The sequence below is a fragment of the Candidatus Poriferisodalis sp. genome (genome assembly GCF_965203655.1).
GTDB lineage: Bacteria > Actinomycetota > Acidimicrobiia > Acidimicrobiales > Poriferisodalaceae > Poriferisodalis.
Window position 1 is genome coordinate 399,019 of sequence record NZ_CBDBDD010000008.1, and the last position, 13,505, is coordinate 412,523.

Sequence of the window (13,505 nt, forward strand, 5' to 3'; positions counted from 1 at the left end):
GCTAGAGGGCATGGGCCGCCGCCTCGAAAGCGTGTGCCGGTGCATTTGAACACCGGCGCCAGGGGTGTGCCGGTGCGTAGCCTCGGCCGCGGTGGCTGACGACGGCGGGGACGAATCAACGGCGGATGGAAGCGCCGCTGCCGACGGAGCATCGGCTGGCCCGGTGATCACCGATGCAGACCGACGGCGGATGCAGCTGCTGGCTGCGGTGCCGGTGGGCTTCGCCTTGGCGGCCTATGCGGGCCAGATCTTCTTCGCGGCGCTCATTGCGCGGGCGCCGCTGCTGTTGCTGTCGCTGAACGCCACCGACCCCATCTTGCTCGGCGTGGCCCATCAGGCCCCGCTGTGGGCATTCATGGCCATCGGGCTGACCCGCCTGTTCATCACCGACCCGTTCCTGTACCGGCTCGGCTACGACTACGGACCCAATGCCAAGGCCTACCTGGCAGCGGAGATGGGACCCCGCAGCCGCGTCATCCGCACCATGGACTGGCTGGAACGCTGGTTCCCGCGCGCCGGCTGGCTGCTGCTGTTCGCCATTCCCGGCTACCCGATGTGCTTGCTCTCGGGGATTGCGCGCATGCGCCAGCCGCTGTTCGTGGTGGTGAACCTCGCCGGCACCTTCACCCGCCTAGCGCTGGTGTGGTGGGTTGCCGATCTGTTCGCTGGCCCCCTCGGAGCGGTGATCAGGTTCATCAATCGCTACTCGATCCCGTTCACCGTGGCGATGTTTGTGCTGGTTGCGGTGCAAACCGTCCGCAACCAGCGCCGGAATGCGGCCGCAGAGCAGCGTTCGTTCGAGGCAGGAACAGACGACGCATAGTCGGCGGGGTCTCCAATGGTCCAGCCCCGCCTCGGTACTCTCGCTGAGGTGAGTGCGCGCGGCACCGCCGGGGCCAATGGCTCAAAGGACGCGTCCAAATCGTCGTCTGCACACGAAGGCCGCAGCGGGTTCTCGCGGGTCGTTCGCAATGCCCTGAGCGGCCGATCCCGCGAGATCGTGGCGCTGTCGCTGTTCGCTCTCGCTGTGATCTGCGCGTTGGGGCTGCTGGGCGACCGAGCGGGCGTCGTGGGCCGAGTTTTGGAGAGCGCGCTCGCAATTCTGCTGGGCGTGTTCCGGTACGTCGTGCCGATCCTGCTGGTCTGGATCGGCGTCGCGCTCGCCCGCATGACCGCTTCGGAGCGGAGCGGCCGAGCCGCCTTCGGACTGAGCATGCTCACGGTTGCATTCGCTGCGGCCGCACACCTGTCCGGATCCGCCGACGGCTTCGGATCGCTGGAGGACCTGCGAGGCAGCGGGGGAGTGCTGGGCGCCGTCGTTGCCGAGCCCCTGCGACGCCTGATCGACGATCCCGCGACATGGGTGCTGCTGCTGCTGGTGATGCTGTTCGCGGTCATGATCGTCGCCAACATCGGCCTCGGCCAGGTGTTGCGATGGATATGGACCGGTCTGTCCGCGCTCGGTCAGAAGCTGAGCGGCTCGCTGTCGAAGGGTGCCCGAAGCCTGCAGCGCGTCGGCGAAGATCCCGAGCCCCCGTCCTTCGGGGAAGAGCAGTACGACCTAGAGACTGAGCCGGCTGGCCAGACTCCGGGTCTGGACCTGGGCACCTCGGATGCCAGCGAGGCAGCATCCGACGAGGCTGTCTTCGAGCCATCGCCCCCGCAGTTCGTCGAGCCTCCCTCCGACCAAGCCGTCCCGACACCTGTGCCGGCGGCTGTCGCGGCCAGCAAGGGCACGGGAGGGAGCAGCCAGCGTCCGCGCTGGAAGCTGCCGAAGAAGTCGATGCTGAAGCGCAGCGGCACCCAGCAGTTCGACCGGGCCCAGCTGTCGGCGGGCGCTGCGGCACTGGTGGCGGCACTGGCCAGTCACGGCGTGGAAACTCAGGTCACCGGCTGGGAGCCTGGCCCGACGGTCACGCGCTACGAGCTGAAGCTGGGCCCGGGCGTGAAGGTGTCGCGCGTCACAGCCCTCCACAAGGACATCGCTTACGCCATGGCCGCCGCCGATGTCCGGATCCTCGCGCCCATCCCCGGCCGGTCAGCGATCGGCATCGAGGTTCCCAACTCCGACCGTCACCTGGTCGCGCTCGGCGACATCCTGTCCGCCAAGGCCGCGACCGAAGCCGTGCACCCGCTCGAAGTGGCGATGGGCAAGGACATCTCGGGTCGTGAGGTCATGCTCAATCTGGCCACGATGCCCCACGTGCTCATTGCCGGCGCGACCGGCTCGGGCAAGTCGTCGTGCATCAACTCGATCATCGCGTCACTGCTCATGCGATCCACACCCGATGAGGTGCGGATGATCCTCGTCGACCCCAAACGGGTGGAGCTCGGGCAGTACGACGGCCTGCCGCACCTGCTGACGGCGGTGGTGACCGAGCCGCGCAAGGCGGCAAACGCCCTGGCGTGGGCCGTGAAGGAGATGGAGCGCCGCTACGACGTGCTGTCGGAGGCGGGTTTTCGCGACATCACCGGGTACAACGCGGCCGTGCTCGACGGGGCGCTGCACAGCGACGAGAGCGAGCTGCTGGGCAACGACCAGCCGCACGAGTCGATGCCCTTCATCGTCGTGGTCGTCGACGAGCTGAACGACCTCATGATGGTGGCGGCCCGCGACGTCGAGGAGTCCATCACACGGCTGGCTCAGATGGCCCGTGCCGTCGGCGTCCACCTCGTCGTTGCCACCCAGCGCCCGAGCGTGAATGTCATCACCGGGGTGATCAAGGCCAACATCCCCAGCCGGCTGGCATTCGCCGTGTCCAGCCTGGCTGACAGCCGGGTCATCCTGGATCAGCCCGGCGCCGAGCGGCTGGTCGGCCAGGGCGACATGCTGCTGCTGTCGGCGAACTCCAGCACGCCGCGCCGCATCCAGGGTGCGTGGGTGAGCGAGTCGGAGGTCGCCCACGTGGTGGCTCACTGGCGCCGCCAGGCGCCCGAGGTCGACTACGTGGAAGGCGTGGAGGGCACCGACGATTCGGATGGCAGCAGCATCCTGCCCGGCGGCACCACCGGCGATGCCGACGACGACGAGCTGCTGCGCCAGGCAATGGCCATCGTGGTGGAAACCCAGCTCGGCTCGACATCCATGCTGCAGCGGAAGCTGAAAGTGGGCTTCGCTCGCGCCGGACGGCTGATGGATTTGCTCGAGCAGCGGGGCGTGGTGGGTCCGTCGCAAGGCTCCAAGGCCCGCGACGTGCTGATGACACCCGAGGAACTGTCGAACGCGCTGGGAGAGTGACGGCGGGCGGCTCCGCTCGTTGCCGGCTCAGATTCCGACGCGGATCTGCAGGTTGCGGGGGCCGCGCACCTGCACGCCGCCCCATTCCACGCCGCCATCACCGACATCGGTGGCGAGCTCGAAGTTCGGGAACCGGGCCAGCCACTCCTCGATGGCGACCTTCAGCTCCATGCGGGCCAGGTTGGAGCCCAGGCAGCGGTGGATCCCGAGCCCGAACGCGAAGTGGCGGTTCTCGGCGCGGTCGATGACGACCTCGTCGGGACGGTCGAACTTGGACGGATCGCGGTTGCCGGCGCCGAACGGGAGCAGCACTTTGTCGCCCTTGGCCACAGGGCAGCCGCCGATGTCTGCGTCGTCAGTGGCGGTGACGCGGGCCATGGTGACCGGGGAGTAGGCACGCAGGAACTCTTCGATGGCCGTGGGGATGAGCTCGGGTTCGTCCACGAGCCGCTCGCGGTCAGCGGGGTTCATGGCCAGGTGCATCAAGCTGGCCGAGATCGAGCTCCACGTGGTGTCGATTCCCGCCAGCAGCAACAGGAAGCTGGCGCCGGTGATGTGGTGGTTGGCCAGCGGGTCGCCGTTGGGCAGCTTCATGTCGAGCAGCTTCGACGGCAGGTCGTCTGCGCGTTCTTGGCGCCGCTGGTCGGTGAGCTCGCCGAAGTAGTGGAGCACCTCACGGGTCGCATTCGCCCGCCGGTCGAACTCGTCGCCCTTGGACTGCAGCACGTCGACCGCCCAACGGGTGAACTTGGGCTCGTCCGACTCGGGCAGTCCCAGGATGCGGGCAATGACCCGCACGGGAATGTGCTTGGAATAGGTGTCGGCGGCATCCGTCACGCCGCTGCGGCCCTCGTCCGCCCCGGTTTCGGCTGCGATGGCGTCGATGCGCTCGCGGGCGATGCTGCGAGTGACCTCGACCATTTCCTCCACGGCTGTCGGACCGAAGAACGGCAGCAGCAAGCGGCGCGCGTCGGTGTGGAAGGGGGGATCCGAGGTGATCGGCGGGGCGGTGAGCAGCCCGACGCCTTCAGGCGTGGGTGCCACGGCGATGTCGCGAGAGCTGAAGTTCTCGGTGTCGTAGGCGACCGCTGCGATGTCGTCCCACGTCGTGGGCATCCAGTGCCCGTCATTGTGGGGGCTGTGGGCGACGGGACATTCGGCGCGCAGCTCGTCCCACACGTCTGCCGCGCCCTGGATGTACTCGTCGCTGTAGACGTCGAAGTCCCGCTCTGCAGAAGCGCTGTCGGTGTCAGCAGTCGTGCTCATGGCGGCTCCCTTGAGTGCCCGCGGGCGCGGTCCGAGGCGCTTCCCAGCGTAGGCGACGGGTTCTACGCTGCGCCGTAGTACCGGCCGAATGACAAGGCCGGCTCGGAGGTTCGAGGGGGGCACATGTCAGGAGATGCAGCACACGCGGCTGTCGAGGCGGCGCAGCTCAGCGAGGTGGCCCCGGGCGTGTACAGCTATGTGCAGCCCGACGGCACTTGGTTCATCAACAACATGGGATTCGTGGTGGGTTCAGAGGCGGTCATCTCGATCGACACGACCTCGACAGAGCGTCGCAACAGGGCGTATCTCGATGCCATCGCGTCGGTGACGCCGAATCCGGTGAAGACTGTGGTCAACACGCATCATCACGCCGACCACACCCACGGCAACTACCAGTTCACTGACGCCACGATCATCTCGCACGCCAAGTGCCGTGACGTGATGGTGGCCGCCGGCATTCCCGACTACAGCGCCGTGTTCCCCGGCGTCGAGTGGGGCGACCTGCAGTTCCGGGCGCCTGACGTGACCTTCGAAGGCTCGATGGTGCTGCATCTGGACGACCGTCGCATCGAGCTGTCGGACCTGGGCTTCGTAGCCCACACCGACGGCGACATCGTGGCGTGGCTGCCCGATTGCCGGGTGCTGTTCTGCGGCGACCTGATCTTCCACGGCGGCACGCCCTTCGCGCTGTTCGGGTCGGTGTCCGGGACGATCCAGGCGATGGATGTCATCGAGAGCTTCGGAGCAGATGTGATCGTGCCGGGCCACGGCCCGCACTTCGGCGGCGACGACATTGCGCGGGTGCTCGACGAGCAGCGCTCGTACCTCGGCTTCGTGCAGGAGGCGGCCGCCGAGGGGCTCACAGCAGGCAGGACGCCGCTCGAGCAGGCCCAGGCCACCGATCTCGGCCTCCACGGCCGCTATACCGACCCCGAGCGTCTCGCCGGCAACCTTCACGTCGCCTACCGCGAGGCAACGTCGGGCGGCTACGAATTCCCCGGCGTCCCCCAGGCGATCATGGACATGGTCGCCTACAACGGCGGTGCGTTGCCGCGTTGTGTGGCGTAGCAGCGTGCGCCGGCCGTAGGCGACTCATCAAGCACGTCGCCTACAACGGCGCCGCCCTGCTTCGTTATGTGGCCTAGAACGGGAGCTTGAGGCCGGGGCGGGGCCAGTCGCCGACGGCGAGGCGGCCGGTGCCAGACAGGGTGACGTAGGCCGTGCGCATGTCGTCGCCGCCGAAGCAGATGTTGGTGGTCGCCGAGTCGTCGGTGGGGGCGAACTCGAGCTCGTCGCCGTCGCGTGTGAAGGTGCTGATGCCGCCGGTGAGGATCGTGGCCACGCTCACGTTGCCCTCAGCGTCCATCGCCAGCGAGTCGAAGTACTTGCGGCCGGCCGGTCGGGCCAGGAACCAGCCCCGTGCCGGTACACCGGCGGCAACCTTGCCCGGGCCCTCGAGGTCGAAGGCGAACATGGCGCCTTGGAACGTCTCGGCCACATAGACGCGGTCTTCCTCGGGGGAGATGCCCACGCCGTTCGGGCCGTCCATCGGGAACGCGATCTCTTCGATGTGGCTGCCGTCGGCCGTGGCGTAGTACAGCCCGCCGCGGTCCCGGTCGCGGGTGCGGGTCTTGCCGTGATCGGTGAACCAGAAGCCGCCGGTGGAGTCGAACATGATGTCGTTCGGTCCCTTGAGCGACACGCCGTTCACATCGGCATACAGGATGTCCACCTCGCCGGTCTCGAGATCGATGCGCTCGATGCGGCCGGTGGTGTAGTCGGAAGCCACCTCGCCGGGCACGGTGCGGCCCCGCACGGTGATCCACTCGAAGCCGCCGTTGTTGCACACGTACAGCGCCCCGTCGGGGCCCAGAGCGGCGCCGTTCGGCCCGCCGCCTGGCGTGGCCAGGATGTCCTTTCGGCCGTCGGTCACGTCGACGCGCGTGATGGTGCCGCGCCCGATCTCGACAACGGCCACCGAACCGTCTGCCAGCACCACTGGTCCTTCGGGGAAGATCAGTTCGTCGGTGATCGTCTCAAAGTGGTCAGATCCGAAAAAGCTCATGGCCGCCGACGCTACTTCGCGACCATGCCCGGCTTCCTGCCAAGCCAGTGCTGCAGGGCTGTCAGCGCAGCGCGTCGCGCCAGGGCGATGCGTCGATCCCGCGGTAGCGGTCTTCGAGAGCGTCGACCAGTTCGGGTGTCCAGTACGGGTGGCCCGGCAGCGGGGCGCCGAACAACGACAGCTCGTCGGGTGTGCAGGAGGCGGCGAACTTGGACCACAGGGGTCCGTTCGAGACCGGCTGCACGTTGTCGTAGCCGATCCAGTCGGCGCCGCCAGGCTTGAAGGAAGCGCTCATCAGGAATCGGCTGCCGCCGGGCCGAGTGAGGTCGACGCCGCGGTGCCACACGTCTGGCCGGTACGCCAAGAACGAGCCGCGCACTCCTGCGGCAGAGATCCGATCTCCGTCAGGCGGGCCGTCGTAGGGTCGGGTGGCGTCGGCAGGGCCTCCGGCCAACTCGGTGGGCGCCACGCCGTCATCCACATCGCTCAGGTACAGGAAGCCCTCCAGATTCCACCAGCCGGCTTCGAGACGGTCGGGCACCACGTTGTGGTTGCGGTCCTGGTGGAACGGCTGCTCGTAGTTGGCGACTCCGGTGTACTTGCCCCAGATACGGGCCTGGTAGATGCGGATGTCGTCGATGCCCATCGCCTTGCGGGCGAACCGCAGCACATCGGCGTGTACCTGCAGCCGGTTCAGCCGGTGCGAGGTGTACGGGAACAGGATGTGGCCCAGGAACTGCTCAGGGCGGAACGCCGCCCCCTCGGGGTCGGTCTCGGGGAACTTGTGGCCTTGGTTGTAGCTGCGTCCGACGAAGCGTTCCCGAAGTGCCGGGTCGCCCGAGTGGAATTCCTCGGGGCGCGGATACAGGTCCCAGAGCTCTTCGACGGCAGAGTCGATGTCTGCGGCCGGCACGAGTCCGTCCACGAGCACCCAGCCGTGCTCACGCCAGTGCTGCGCCGCCTCGTCGAGATCGGCAATGCCGACGCTCGTGGCGTCGGCGTCGGTGCGATCGACGGGCGTGCTCACGAGCTCAGTCGGCGCCCTGTGCGTCGTCGACGGTGATGCAGGTGCCGGACACGAAGTCCGACAGCGGTGACACCAGGTACAGCAGCGTCGAGTCGAGCTGCGAGGGCTTGCCGAGGCGGCGACGGGGGAACATCTGGGTGAAGTCGCCCATGCGCTCGAGCATCCCATCCATCATCTCGCTGTCGAACGCGCCTGGGGCGATGGTGTTGACGTTGATGTGGTAGCGGGCGAACTCTTGGGCCAGCACTTCGGTCATGCGCACCACGGCGCTCTTGGTGATGGCGTACATCGAGGTGCCCAGCGGTGCCCTGAATGCGGCCCCCGAAGAGATGTTGACGATCCGGCCGGGCAGCTCGGCGGCGATCAGGCGGCGTGCGACCTCGCACGACAGGTGGAACAGCGACGTGAGGTTGGTGGAGATCATCTCGTCGACGAAGGCCGGGTCCATCTTGAGCGCCAGGCGGGCGTCGGGCTTGCCGGCGTTGTTCACGAGGATCTGCACGGTCCCGAGTTGGGATTCGCCGGTGGCGACGGCCTCGAACAGCGCCTCGGTGTCGGTTACGTCGAGGGGGATGGGCAGCACGGTGGCGCCGTCGGCCTCGAGCTCGCTGGCGAGCGCATTCAGCCGCTCCACACGTCGGCCGCAGATGGCCACGCTCGCACCGCAGGCAGCGAGCACCGTGGCGAAACGGCGGCCCAAGCCTGACGTGGTGCCGGTCACGAATGCCGTCTGCCCGCTGAGGTCTGATGACCACTGGGGCGGCAGGCTGACCTCGGCTCCGGCGCTGGCGTCGTCGTTCATGGTGTCTCCCTCCGCAGCAGCGGTGCGCTCTCAGGCTGGCAGGGTATTGGCCCGTGTGATCGTCGTAACCTCGCTCCGGTGAGGGGCTCGCGCCAGCAGATTGCAGCAGGCAACGGCGCGCGAGCCATCCCGAAGAACGGCGCCCCGGTATTCGAGGTGACACCCGTTCGTGAGACGGCACCGGTGCGGACCGCCGGCGGCGCGCTGCCGCTGCTGGTCATGGGCCTTGTGGTCGTCTCGTGGGGCCTCGGGCCGCCGATCTCCAAGCTGCTCACTGCACCGGCGATGGTGAGCGCCTTCATCCGTTTCGGCATGTCCACGCCGTTCCTGCTCGTGGTGCTGGCGCTGCGAGGCCGGTGGTTGTCGCGGCGGGTGTTCTGGCAAACCGCGCTGCCGGGACTGTCGTTCGGCATCAACATGGTCTTTGTCTTCGCTGCCGTGCAGGAAGTCACGATCTCGGTGATGTCGGTGATGATGGCCCTGCAGCCGGCCATGCTCCTGGCGCTGGTGGGTCCGATCTTCGGTGACAGGGTGAGCGTTCGCCAGATCGTCTTCACGCTGATCGGGGTGGGCGGTGCAGTCGGCGTGATCATGGGTGCCGGCGGCGAGTTCCGTGCCAGCGGGTTCGGGCTGTTCCTTACGGCGATGTCGGTGCTGACGTTCACCGTCTATTTCGTGCTGACCCGGATGGCCAGAGCGTCCACCGACGTGGACCCGATCGAGTGGATGGCGGGCATCAACTTCTGGTCGTTTGTTGCCGCGGTCCCGCCCACCGTGCTGATGGTGACACCGAGCCAATTCTTCGAATTCGGCGGGCTGGATTGGCTGTGGATCGTGATCGTGGCCTTCGTGACCGGGGTGTTCGGTCATGTGCTGATGACGTGGTGCCACGGTCACATCGAGGTGGCCCGATCCTCGCTGTACGTGCTGGCCATGCACATCGTGGCTGTGGGGACGGCTTGGCTCATCCACGGAGAGCCGGTGACGCCCATGCAGTTCCTGGGCGGCGCCGTCGTGCTGTTCTCGGTGGCCATGGTCATCCGCACGCCAGCCGGATCGCGGGCTGCGCCTGCTCCGGTCGAGCAGGCCGCTGAACCCGAAGCGCCTGTCGCTGCGCGTTCACATAACTGACGATCTGGTGCCGCGCAGGCTGGATACGCTCAGGTTCGACGCGGCGCTGGAGTCTGATCAGCGGGTGCTGCGTTCGTCCCGTCGGCGCGATGCCGACCTTCCCCGGGGAGCATCTCAATGGGCCGATTCGCTAATACGTGGCGGCTGACCAAGAACTCGTGGTCGCTGCTGAAACAGGATCGCGAGCTGCTGTGGCTGCCCGTTCTCAGCATGCTGACCATCCTGGCCATCGTCGCTGCGGCGGCGGTGGTCGGCTTCGTCACCGGCAGCTTCGATGCAAGCGGGGGCGCCGAGAGTGTCGAAGGCAGCGCAGTCGTGCTCGGGCTCGTATTCGCCTTCGTGGCAACAGCCACAGTGGTGTACTTCGAAGGCGCACTCGTGGCCGGCGCGCACGAGCGCATGACCGGCGGCGATCCCACCGTGCGCAGCGCCATGGGCAAGGCAGCGTCACGGCTGCCGAGCCTGCTCGGCTGGGCGCTCATCACGTTGACCGTCGGGCTGGTGCTGCGCTTCCTGCGCGAGCGCCTGGGCTGGCTGGGCCAGATGCTGACGTTCCTGGCCGAGGCGGCGTGGGGCGTGGCCACCTATCTGGTCGTGCCCGCCATCATCATCGACGACTACCGCTCGTTCGCCAGTGTCAAGCACTCCATGTCGCTGGTCCGCCGCACCTGGGGCGAGAATCTCATCGCCCAGGCGGGGTTCGGCATTCTGGGCTTCGTGATCGCCCTGCCGATCATCCTGGTCGCGGTGCTGATCGCCACGTTGGTGCCCGGGATCGGCCTGTACATCGGCATCGCCGTCGGCGTGATCGGCGTTCTCGCCGTGAGCGTTGTGGTGAGCGCGCTGAGCCTCTACTTCAAGACCGCGCTGTACGAGTACGCCGTCGACGGCGTGGCGCACGGCGGCTTCGACATCGACGAGATGGAAGCCTCGTTCCGCTCGAAGTAGCCAGACCGAACGGCCCGGCGTTTCAGCCGCCGATGCCGTGTTCGGCGGCGAAGGCGGCGAGGCCCTCGCTGATCTGGGCGACGTCGCCGGTGTTCCAGGAGACCACGAGCTCGGTCACCCCGACGGCTGCATAGCTGGCAGCTAGCTCCGGCGTCACGTCGCTTGCGGTCCGCCGCACGGAGACTTCAGCAGGGATGCCTGAGCGGCCTGCCGCCTCTGCGGCTTCGCGGATCACCGGCAGGCGCTTAGCGACGCTCTCGGGCGACAGCATCATCGGATGCCAGCCGTCGCCCAGCCGGCCGACGCGCCGCAGCGCCGGCGGACGGTTGCCGCCGATCAGGATCGGGGGTCGGGGCTGCTGCAGGGGCTTGGGTGAGCTCACGGCGCCTTCGAACGAGTAGTAGTGCCCGTCGTAACTGGCGCTCGGCTGTGTCCACAGCAGGTCAAGTACCTCGACGAACTCGTTGCTGAGCCGACCCCGGTCGTCGTATTCCGCGCCCAGCAGCTCGTTCTCCTCGGGCAGGCTGCCAACCCCCAGCCCGACCACCAGTCGGCCGCCGCTCAGGCGGTCCAGCGTGGCCAGCTCCTTGGCCAGCACCATCGGGTGCAGGTACGGCATCACCAGCACGCTGGTGCCCAGGCGCACCCGTGACGTGTGTGCCGCCATCCACGTGAGCGTCACCAGCGCATCGTGGTAGGGCCGCTCGCCCAGCCGGTCCCACACGTAGCCGACGTTGAGGACGTGATGGTTCACCCACACCGAGTCGAAGCCGAGCTGCTCGGCCTCGACAGCCAGAGCGACCACCTCCGCGGGATCATCGACTCCGAAGTTGTTGGGCACGGTGAAGCCGAACTTCATGCGCGTTCCTTTCTGGGCATCAGAATGCTGGTCACCGGAGCGGTTGCAGTTCGTTGAGGGGCCGTGGCGCTACGCGAGGGCCGTGAACGCTGCGTCAGCAATGTCGCAGGTGCGCTTGATGTCGTCGTCGGTGTGCGCGGTGCACACGAAGTTGTTGTGGTAGCTGAGCAGGTATGCGCCCCGGCGGATGCACTCGGATATCCAGCGGGCATGGAACTTCGAGCCTCCCTCGCCCACGACGCGCAGGTACGGCATGGCGGGCACGCCGCTCACTCGCAGTTCGTGCCCATGAGCTGCCGCCACATCGGTCAGGGCTTCGCCCAGTCGAATGCCGGTTTCGGTCGCGGCCGCCGCGGCATCAGTCGAGCGAAGTTCCCGCAGCGTCGCGAGGGCAGCTGCCATGGGCGCGGCATTGAAGAACTGCGTTCCAGTGAAGAACGTCTCGCCTGCGGCTTCCTTCAGCTCGTCGCTGCCGGCCAATGCCGCCACCGGGTGCCCGTTCCCGATCGCTTTGCCGAAGCACATGAGGTCCGGCGTGAATCCGTACGCCACGTGCGCGCCTGCCAAGTCGATCCTGAACCCGCTGCGTACCTCGTCCACGATCACGACAATCCCTGCAGCCCGGCAGGCGCCCTCAACTGCATCCCAGTAGCCCTCGGCGGGCAGTTCGTTGTCGGCGAAGACGGGGTGGTGATACGGCGACGAAATGAAGCAGGCGATGTCGCCCGGGTGAGCATCGATAGCGGTCTGCACAGCCTGCGCGTCGTTCCATGGCACCTCGATGACGAAGGCTTGATCCTCCGCGATGGTGCCCTTGTTCCCAGGCGCCTGCATCCACGGGGCCGAGCCGTGATATCCGCCCTGGATCTTGAGGATGTACCGCCGCCCCGTCGCAGCGCGGGCAATCATTACGGCCAACCCGGTCGCGTCGGCCCCGTTCTTGCCGAACAGCGCCCAGTCGGCCCCGTCCACGAGGTCGACGAGCTCCTCGGCCAGCTCCACCATGACCGGCGCGGCGAGGCTGACCGTGCTGCCATCGGCGGCCTGCTTTTCGGCCGCCTCCTCCACCCCCGGATGGTTGTAGCCCAGAATGTTCGGGCCGTACGCACACATCCAGTCGATGTAGGAGTTCCCGTCCACGTCGGTGAACCGTGCGCCTTCGGCAGACGAGAAGAACACCGGTCCATCGTCGATCACCGCTGGGCCGTAGTGGCCGTACACGCCCTTGGGGATCACCGCCTGTGCCCGCTCGTAGAGCTCGCGGGACCTCGAAGTCTGCATCGGCTCGCTCATGACCTACCCCCTGTGAACGCAGCTAGAGCCTGACATACCGCATGCGGGATCGCAGCAGCCGCACCAGGCGGCAGACCGGGTTGTGGGGACGTGCCCGCGAGGCGATGAGCGAGTGCCCTGTCGGGTCGTGGCGATCAGCCCGTCCAGGCCTCGCCGAACGTGTCGCGGTAGGCCATCTCGGCCGGCGGCTGCCGGGTGATCGGGCCGTTGCCCCTGCCCACCGGGTACCCGATCGGCACCATCGCGACGGTGGCCCATCCGTCGGGCACGCCGAGCAACGATTTCACCTCGTGCTCGCGCAGGCAGTGCAGCGTCGTGAGCGTGCTGCCCAGCCCTTCGGCTACGCACGCCAGCATCGAGTTCTGCACTGCGGTGTACACCGAGCCGCCGCCGACCATGCTGACTCGATCCAGATTCGCATCGGTGATCGCCATCTTCTCCGGGTTGGCGCAGAACACCAGGATGGCTGGGGCATCTCCCAGATGATCGGCGAGGTAGTCGCCCGCAGCTACGACTCGCTCCCACTTGGCGACTTCGTCGGCAGGAAGGCCTTCGAATCGCTTCAAGAACCCGCTGGCGAACTTCGCCCACTCCGGCGCGTAGATGTCGGCCAAGCCCTGCTTGATGGCCGGGTCGGTGGCCACGACCACTCGCCATGGCTGCTGGTTGCCGCCGGTCGGCGCCCAGCATGCGGCCTGCAGTACCCGTTCGAGGACATCGGACGGAATCGGATCGGTGCGAAGACGGCGCACGGCCCGCAGCGTGCTCATGGCCTCGTAGAGATCAGCTGAAGGTGTGTGCGCTGATGCGGCTGACATATTCACCGTCCTGTGAGGTGTGGTCTGCGCAGTCTGGCAAACCCCGATCGGAAGTGCC

12 protein-coding genes are annotated in these 13,505 nt (G+C 67.4%); 5 read left to right on the forward strand and 7 right to left on the reverse strand.

What is annotated here, in order from left to right; all coding sequences use genetic code 11:
- Window positions 1–91 precede the first annotated feature (91 nt).
- Complete coding sequence (locus tag ACOGW9_RS10470) at window positions 92–823, forward strand: hypothetical protein (RefSeq protein ID WP_419910977.1); 732 nt, start codon at window positions 92–94, stop codon at window positions 821–823.
- A 48-nt stretch (window positions 824–871) separates the two neighbouring features.
- Window positions 872–3,238, forward strand: coding sequence for a DNA translocase FtsK 4TM domain-containing protein (locus ACOGW9_RS10475; RefSeq protein WP_419910979.1), 2,367 nt, complete (start codon window positions 872–874; stop codon window positions 3,236–3,238).
- A gap of 27 nt (window positions 3,239–3,265) precedes the next feature.
- Here the strand turns inward: ACOGW9_RS10475 and ACOGW9_RS10480 are convergent, their stop codons facing one another.
- Window positions 3,266–4,504, reverse strand: coding sequence for a cytochrome P450 (locus tag ACOGW9_RS10480; RefSeq protein WP_419910981.1), 1,239 nt, complete (start codon window positions 4,502–4,504; stop codon window positions 3,266–3,268).
- Between the two features lie 123 nt (window positions 4,505–4,627).
- Here ACOGW9_RS10480 and ACOGW9_RS10485 point away from each other — a divergent pair, with 123 nt between their 5' ends.
- The gene (locus ACOGW9_RS10485; RefSeq protein WP_419910983.1) at window positions 4,628–5,572 is read left to right on the forward strand and encodes an MBL fold metallo-hydrolase; all 945 of its coding nucleotides are present in this window, start codon (window positions 4,628–4,630) and stop codon (window positions 5,570–5,572) included.
- Window positions 5,573–5,645: 73 nt separating this feature from the next.
- Here ACOGW9_RS10485 and ACOGW9_RS10490 read toward each other — a convergent pair whose 3' ends face one another.
- The 3 genes from ACOGW9_RS10490 to ACOGW9_RS10500 all read right to left on the reverse strand — a co-directional run bounded on the left by ACOGW9_RS10490 (window position 5,646) and on the right by ACOGW9_RS10500 (window position 8,398).
- Window positions 5,646–6,569 carry an SMP-30/gluconolactonase/LRE family protein gene (locus ACOGW9_RS10490; RefSeq protein WP_419910985.1) on the reverse strand — a complete coding sequence of 308 codons (924 nt, stop codon included), beginning with the start codon at window positions 6,567–6,569 and terminating at the stop codon, window positions 5,646–5,648.
- A 61-nt stretch (window positions 6,570–6,630) separates the two neighbouring features.
- Window positions 6,631–7,596 carry a hypothetical protein gene (locus ACOGW9_RS10495; protein ID WP_419910987.1) on the reverse strand — a complete coding sequence of 322 codons (966 nt, stop codon included), beginning with the start codon at window positions 7,594–7,596 and terminating at the stop codon, window positions 6,631–6,633.
- A 4-nt stretch (window positions 7,597–7,600) separates the two neighbouring features.
- Window positions 7,601–8,398 (reverse strand): SDR family NAD(P)-dependent oxidoreductase, encoded by a 798-nt coding sequence (locus tag ACOGW9_RS10500; RefSeq protein WP_419910989.1) that lies wholly within the window; start codon window positions 8,396–8,398, stop codon window positions 7,601–7,603.
- 78 nt (window positions 8,399–8,476) lie between these two features.
- Here ACOGW9_RS10500 and ACOGW9_RS10505 point away from each other — a divergent pair, with 78 nt between their 5' ends.
- Window positions 8,477–9,529 (forward strand): DMT family transporter, encoded by a 1,053-nt coding sequence (locus ACOGW9_RS10505; protein ID WP_419910991.1) that lies wholly within the window; start codon window positions 8,477–8,479, stop codon window positions 9,527–9,529.
- A 117-nt stretch (window positions 9,530–9,646) separates the two neighbouring features.
- Window positions 9,647–10,477 (forward strand): DUF6159 family protein, encoded by an 831-nt coding sequence (locus ACOGW9_RS10510; RefSeq protein ID WP_419910993.1) that lies wholly within the window; start codon window positions 9,647–9,649, stop codon window positions 10,475–10,477.
- A gap of 22 nt (window positions 10,478–10,499) precedes the next feature.
- Here ACOGW9_RS10510 and ACOGW9_RS10515 read toward each other — a convergent pair whose 3' ends face one another.
- The 3 genes from ACOGW9_RS10515 to ACOGW9_RS10525 all read right to left on the reverse strand — a co-directional run bounded on the left by ACOGW9_RS10515 (window position 10,500) and on the right by ACOGW9_RS10525 (window position 13,447).
- A complete protein-coding gene (locus tag ACOGW9_RS10515) occupies window positions 10,500–11,336 on the reverse strand; it encodes an LLM class F420-dependent oxidoreductase (RefSeq protein WP_419910995.1) in 837 nt (278 codons plus the stop codon).
- A gap of 69 nt (window positions 11,337–11,405) precedes the next feature.
- Complete coding sequence (locus tag ACOGW9_RS10520) at window positions 11,406–12,629, reverse strand: aminotransferase class III-fold pyridoxal phosphate-dependent enzyme (RefSeq protein ID WP_419910997.1); 1,224 nt, start codon at window positions 12,627–12,629, stop codon at window positions 11,406–11,408.
- 134 nt (window positions 12,630–12,763) lie between these two features.
- Window positions 12,764–13,447 (reverse strand): nitroreductase family protein, encoded by a 684-nt coding sequence (locus ACOGW9_RS10525; RefSeq protein WP_419910999.1) that lies wholly within the window; start codon window positions 13,445–13,447, stop codon window positions 12,764–12,766.
- Between the last annotated feature and the right edge of the window lie 58 nt (window positions 13,448–13,505).

What these genes read in the sequence shown, in the direction of transcription:
- ACOGW9_RS10485 (WP_419910983.1), top strand. Translation starts at nt 4,628, where the DNA reads ATGTCAGGAGATGCAGCACACGCGGCTGTCGAGGCGGCGCAGCTCAGC.
- ACOGW9_RS10525 (WP_419910999.1), bottom strand. Translation starts at nt 13,447, where the DNA reads ATGTCAGCCGCATCAGCGCACACACCTTCAGCTGATCTCTACGAGGCC.
- ACOGW9_RS10490 (WP_419910985.1), bottom strand. Translation starts at nt 6,569, where the DNA reads ATGAGCTTTTTCGGATCTGACCACTTTGAGACGATCACCGACGAACTG.
- ACOGW9_RS10510 (WP_419910993.1), top strand. Translation starts at nt 9,647, where the DNA reads ATGGGCCGATTCGCTAATACGTGGCGGCTGACCAAGAACTCGTGGTCG.
- ACOGW9_RS10500 (WP_419910989.1), bottom strand. Translation starts at nt 8,398, where the DNA reads ATGAACGACGACGCCAGCGCCGGAGCCGAGGTCAGCCTGCCGCCCCAG.
- ACOGW9_RS10480 (WP_419910981.1), bottom strand. Translation starts at nt 4,504, where the DNA reads ATGAGCACGACTGCTGACACCGACAGCGCTTCTGCAGAGCGGGACTTC.
- ACOGW9_RS10520 (WP_419910997.1), bottom strand. Translation starts at nt 12,629, where the DNA reads ATGAGCGAGCCGATGCAGACTTCGAGGTCCCGCGAGCTCTACGAGCGG.
- ACOGW9_RS10515 (WP_419910995.1), bottom strand. Translation starts at nt 11,336, where the DNA reads ATGAAGTTCGGCTTCACCGTGCCCAACAACTTCGGAGTCGATGATCCC.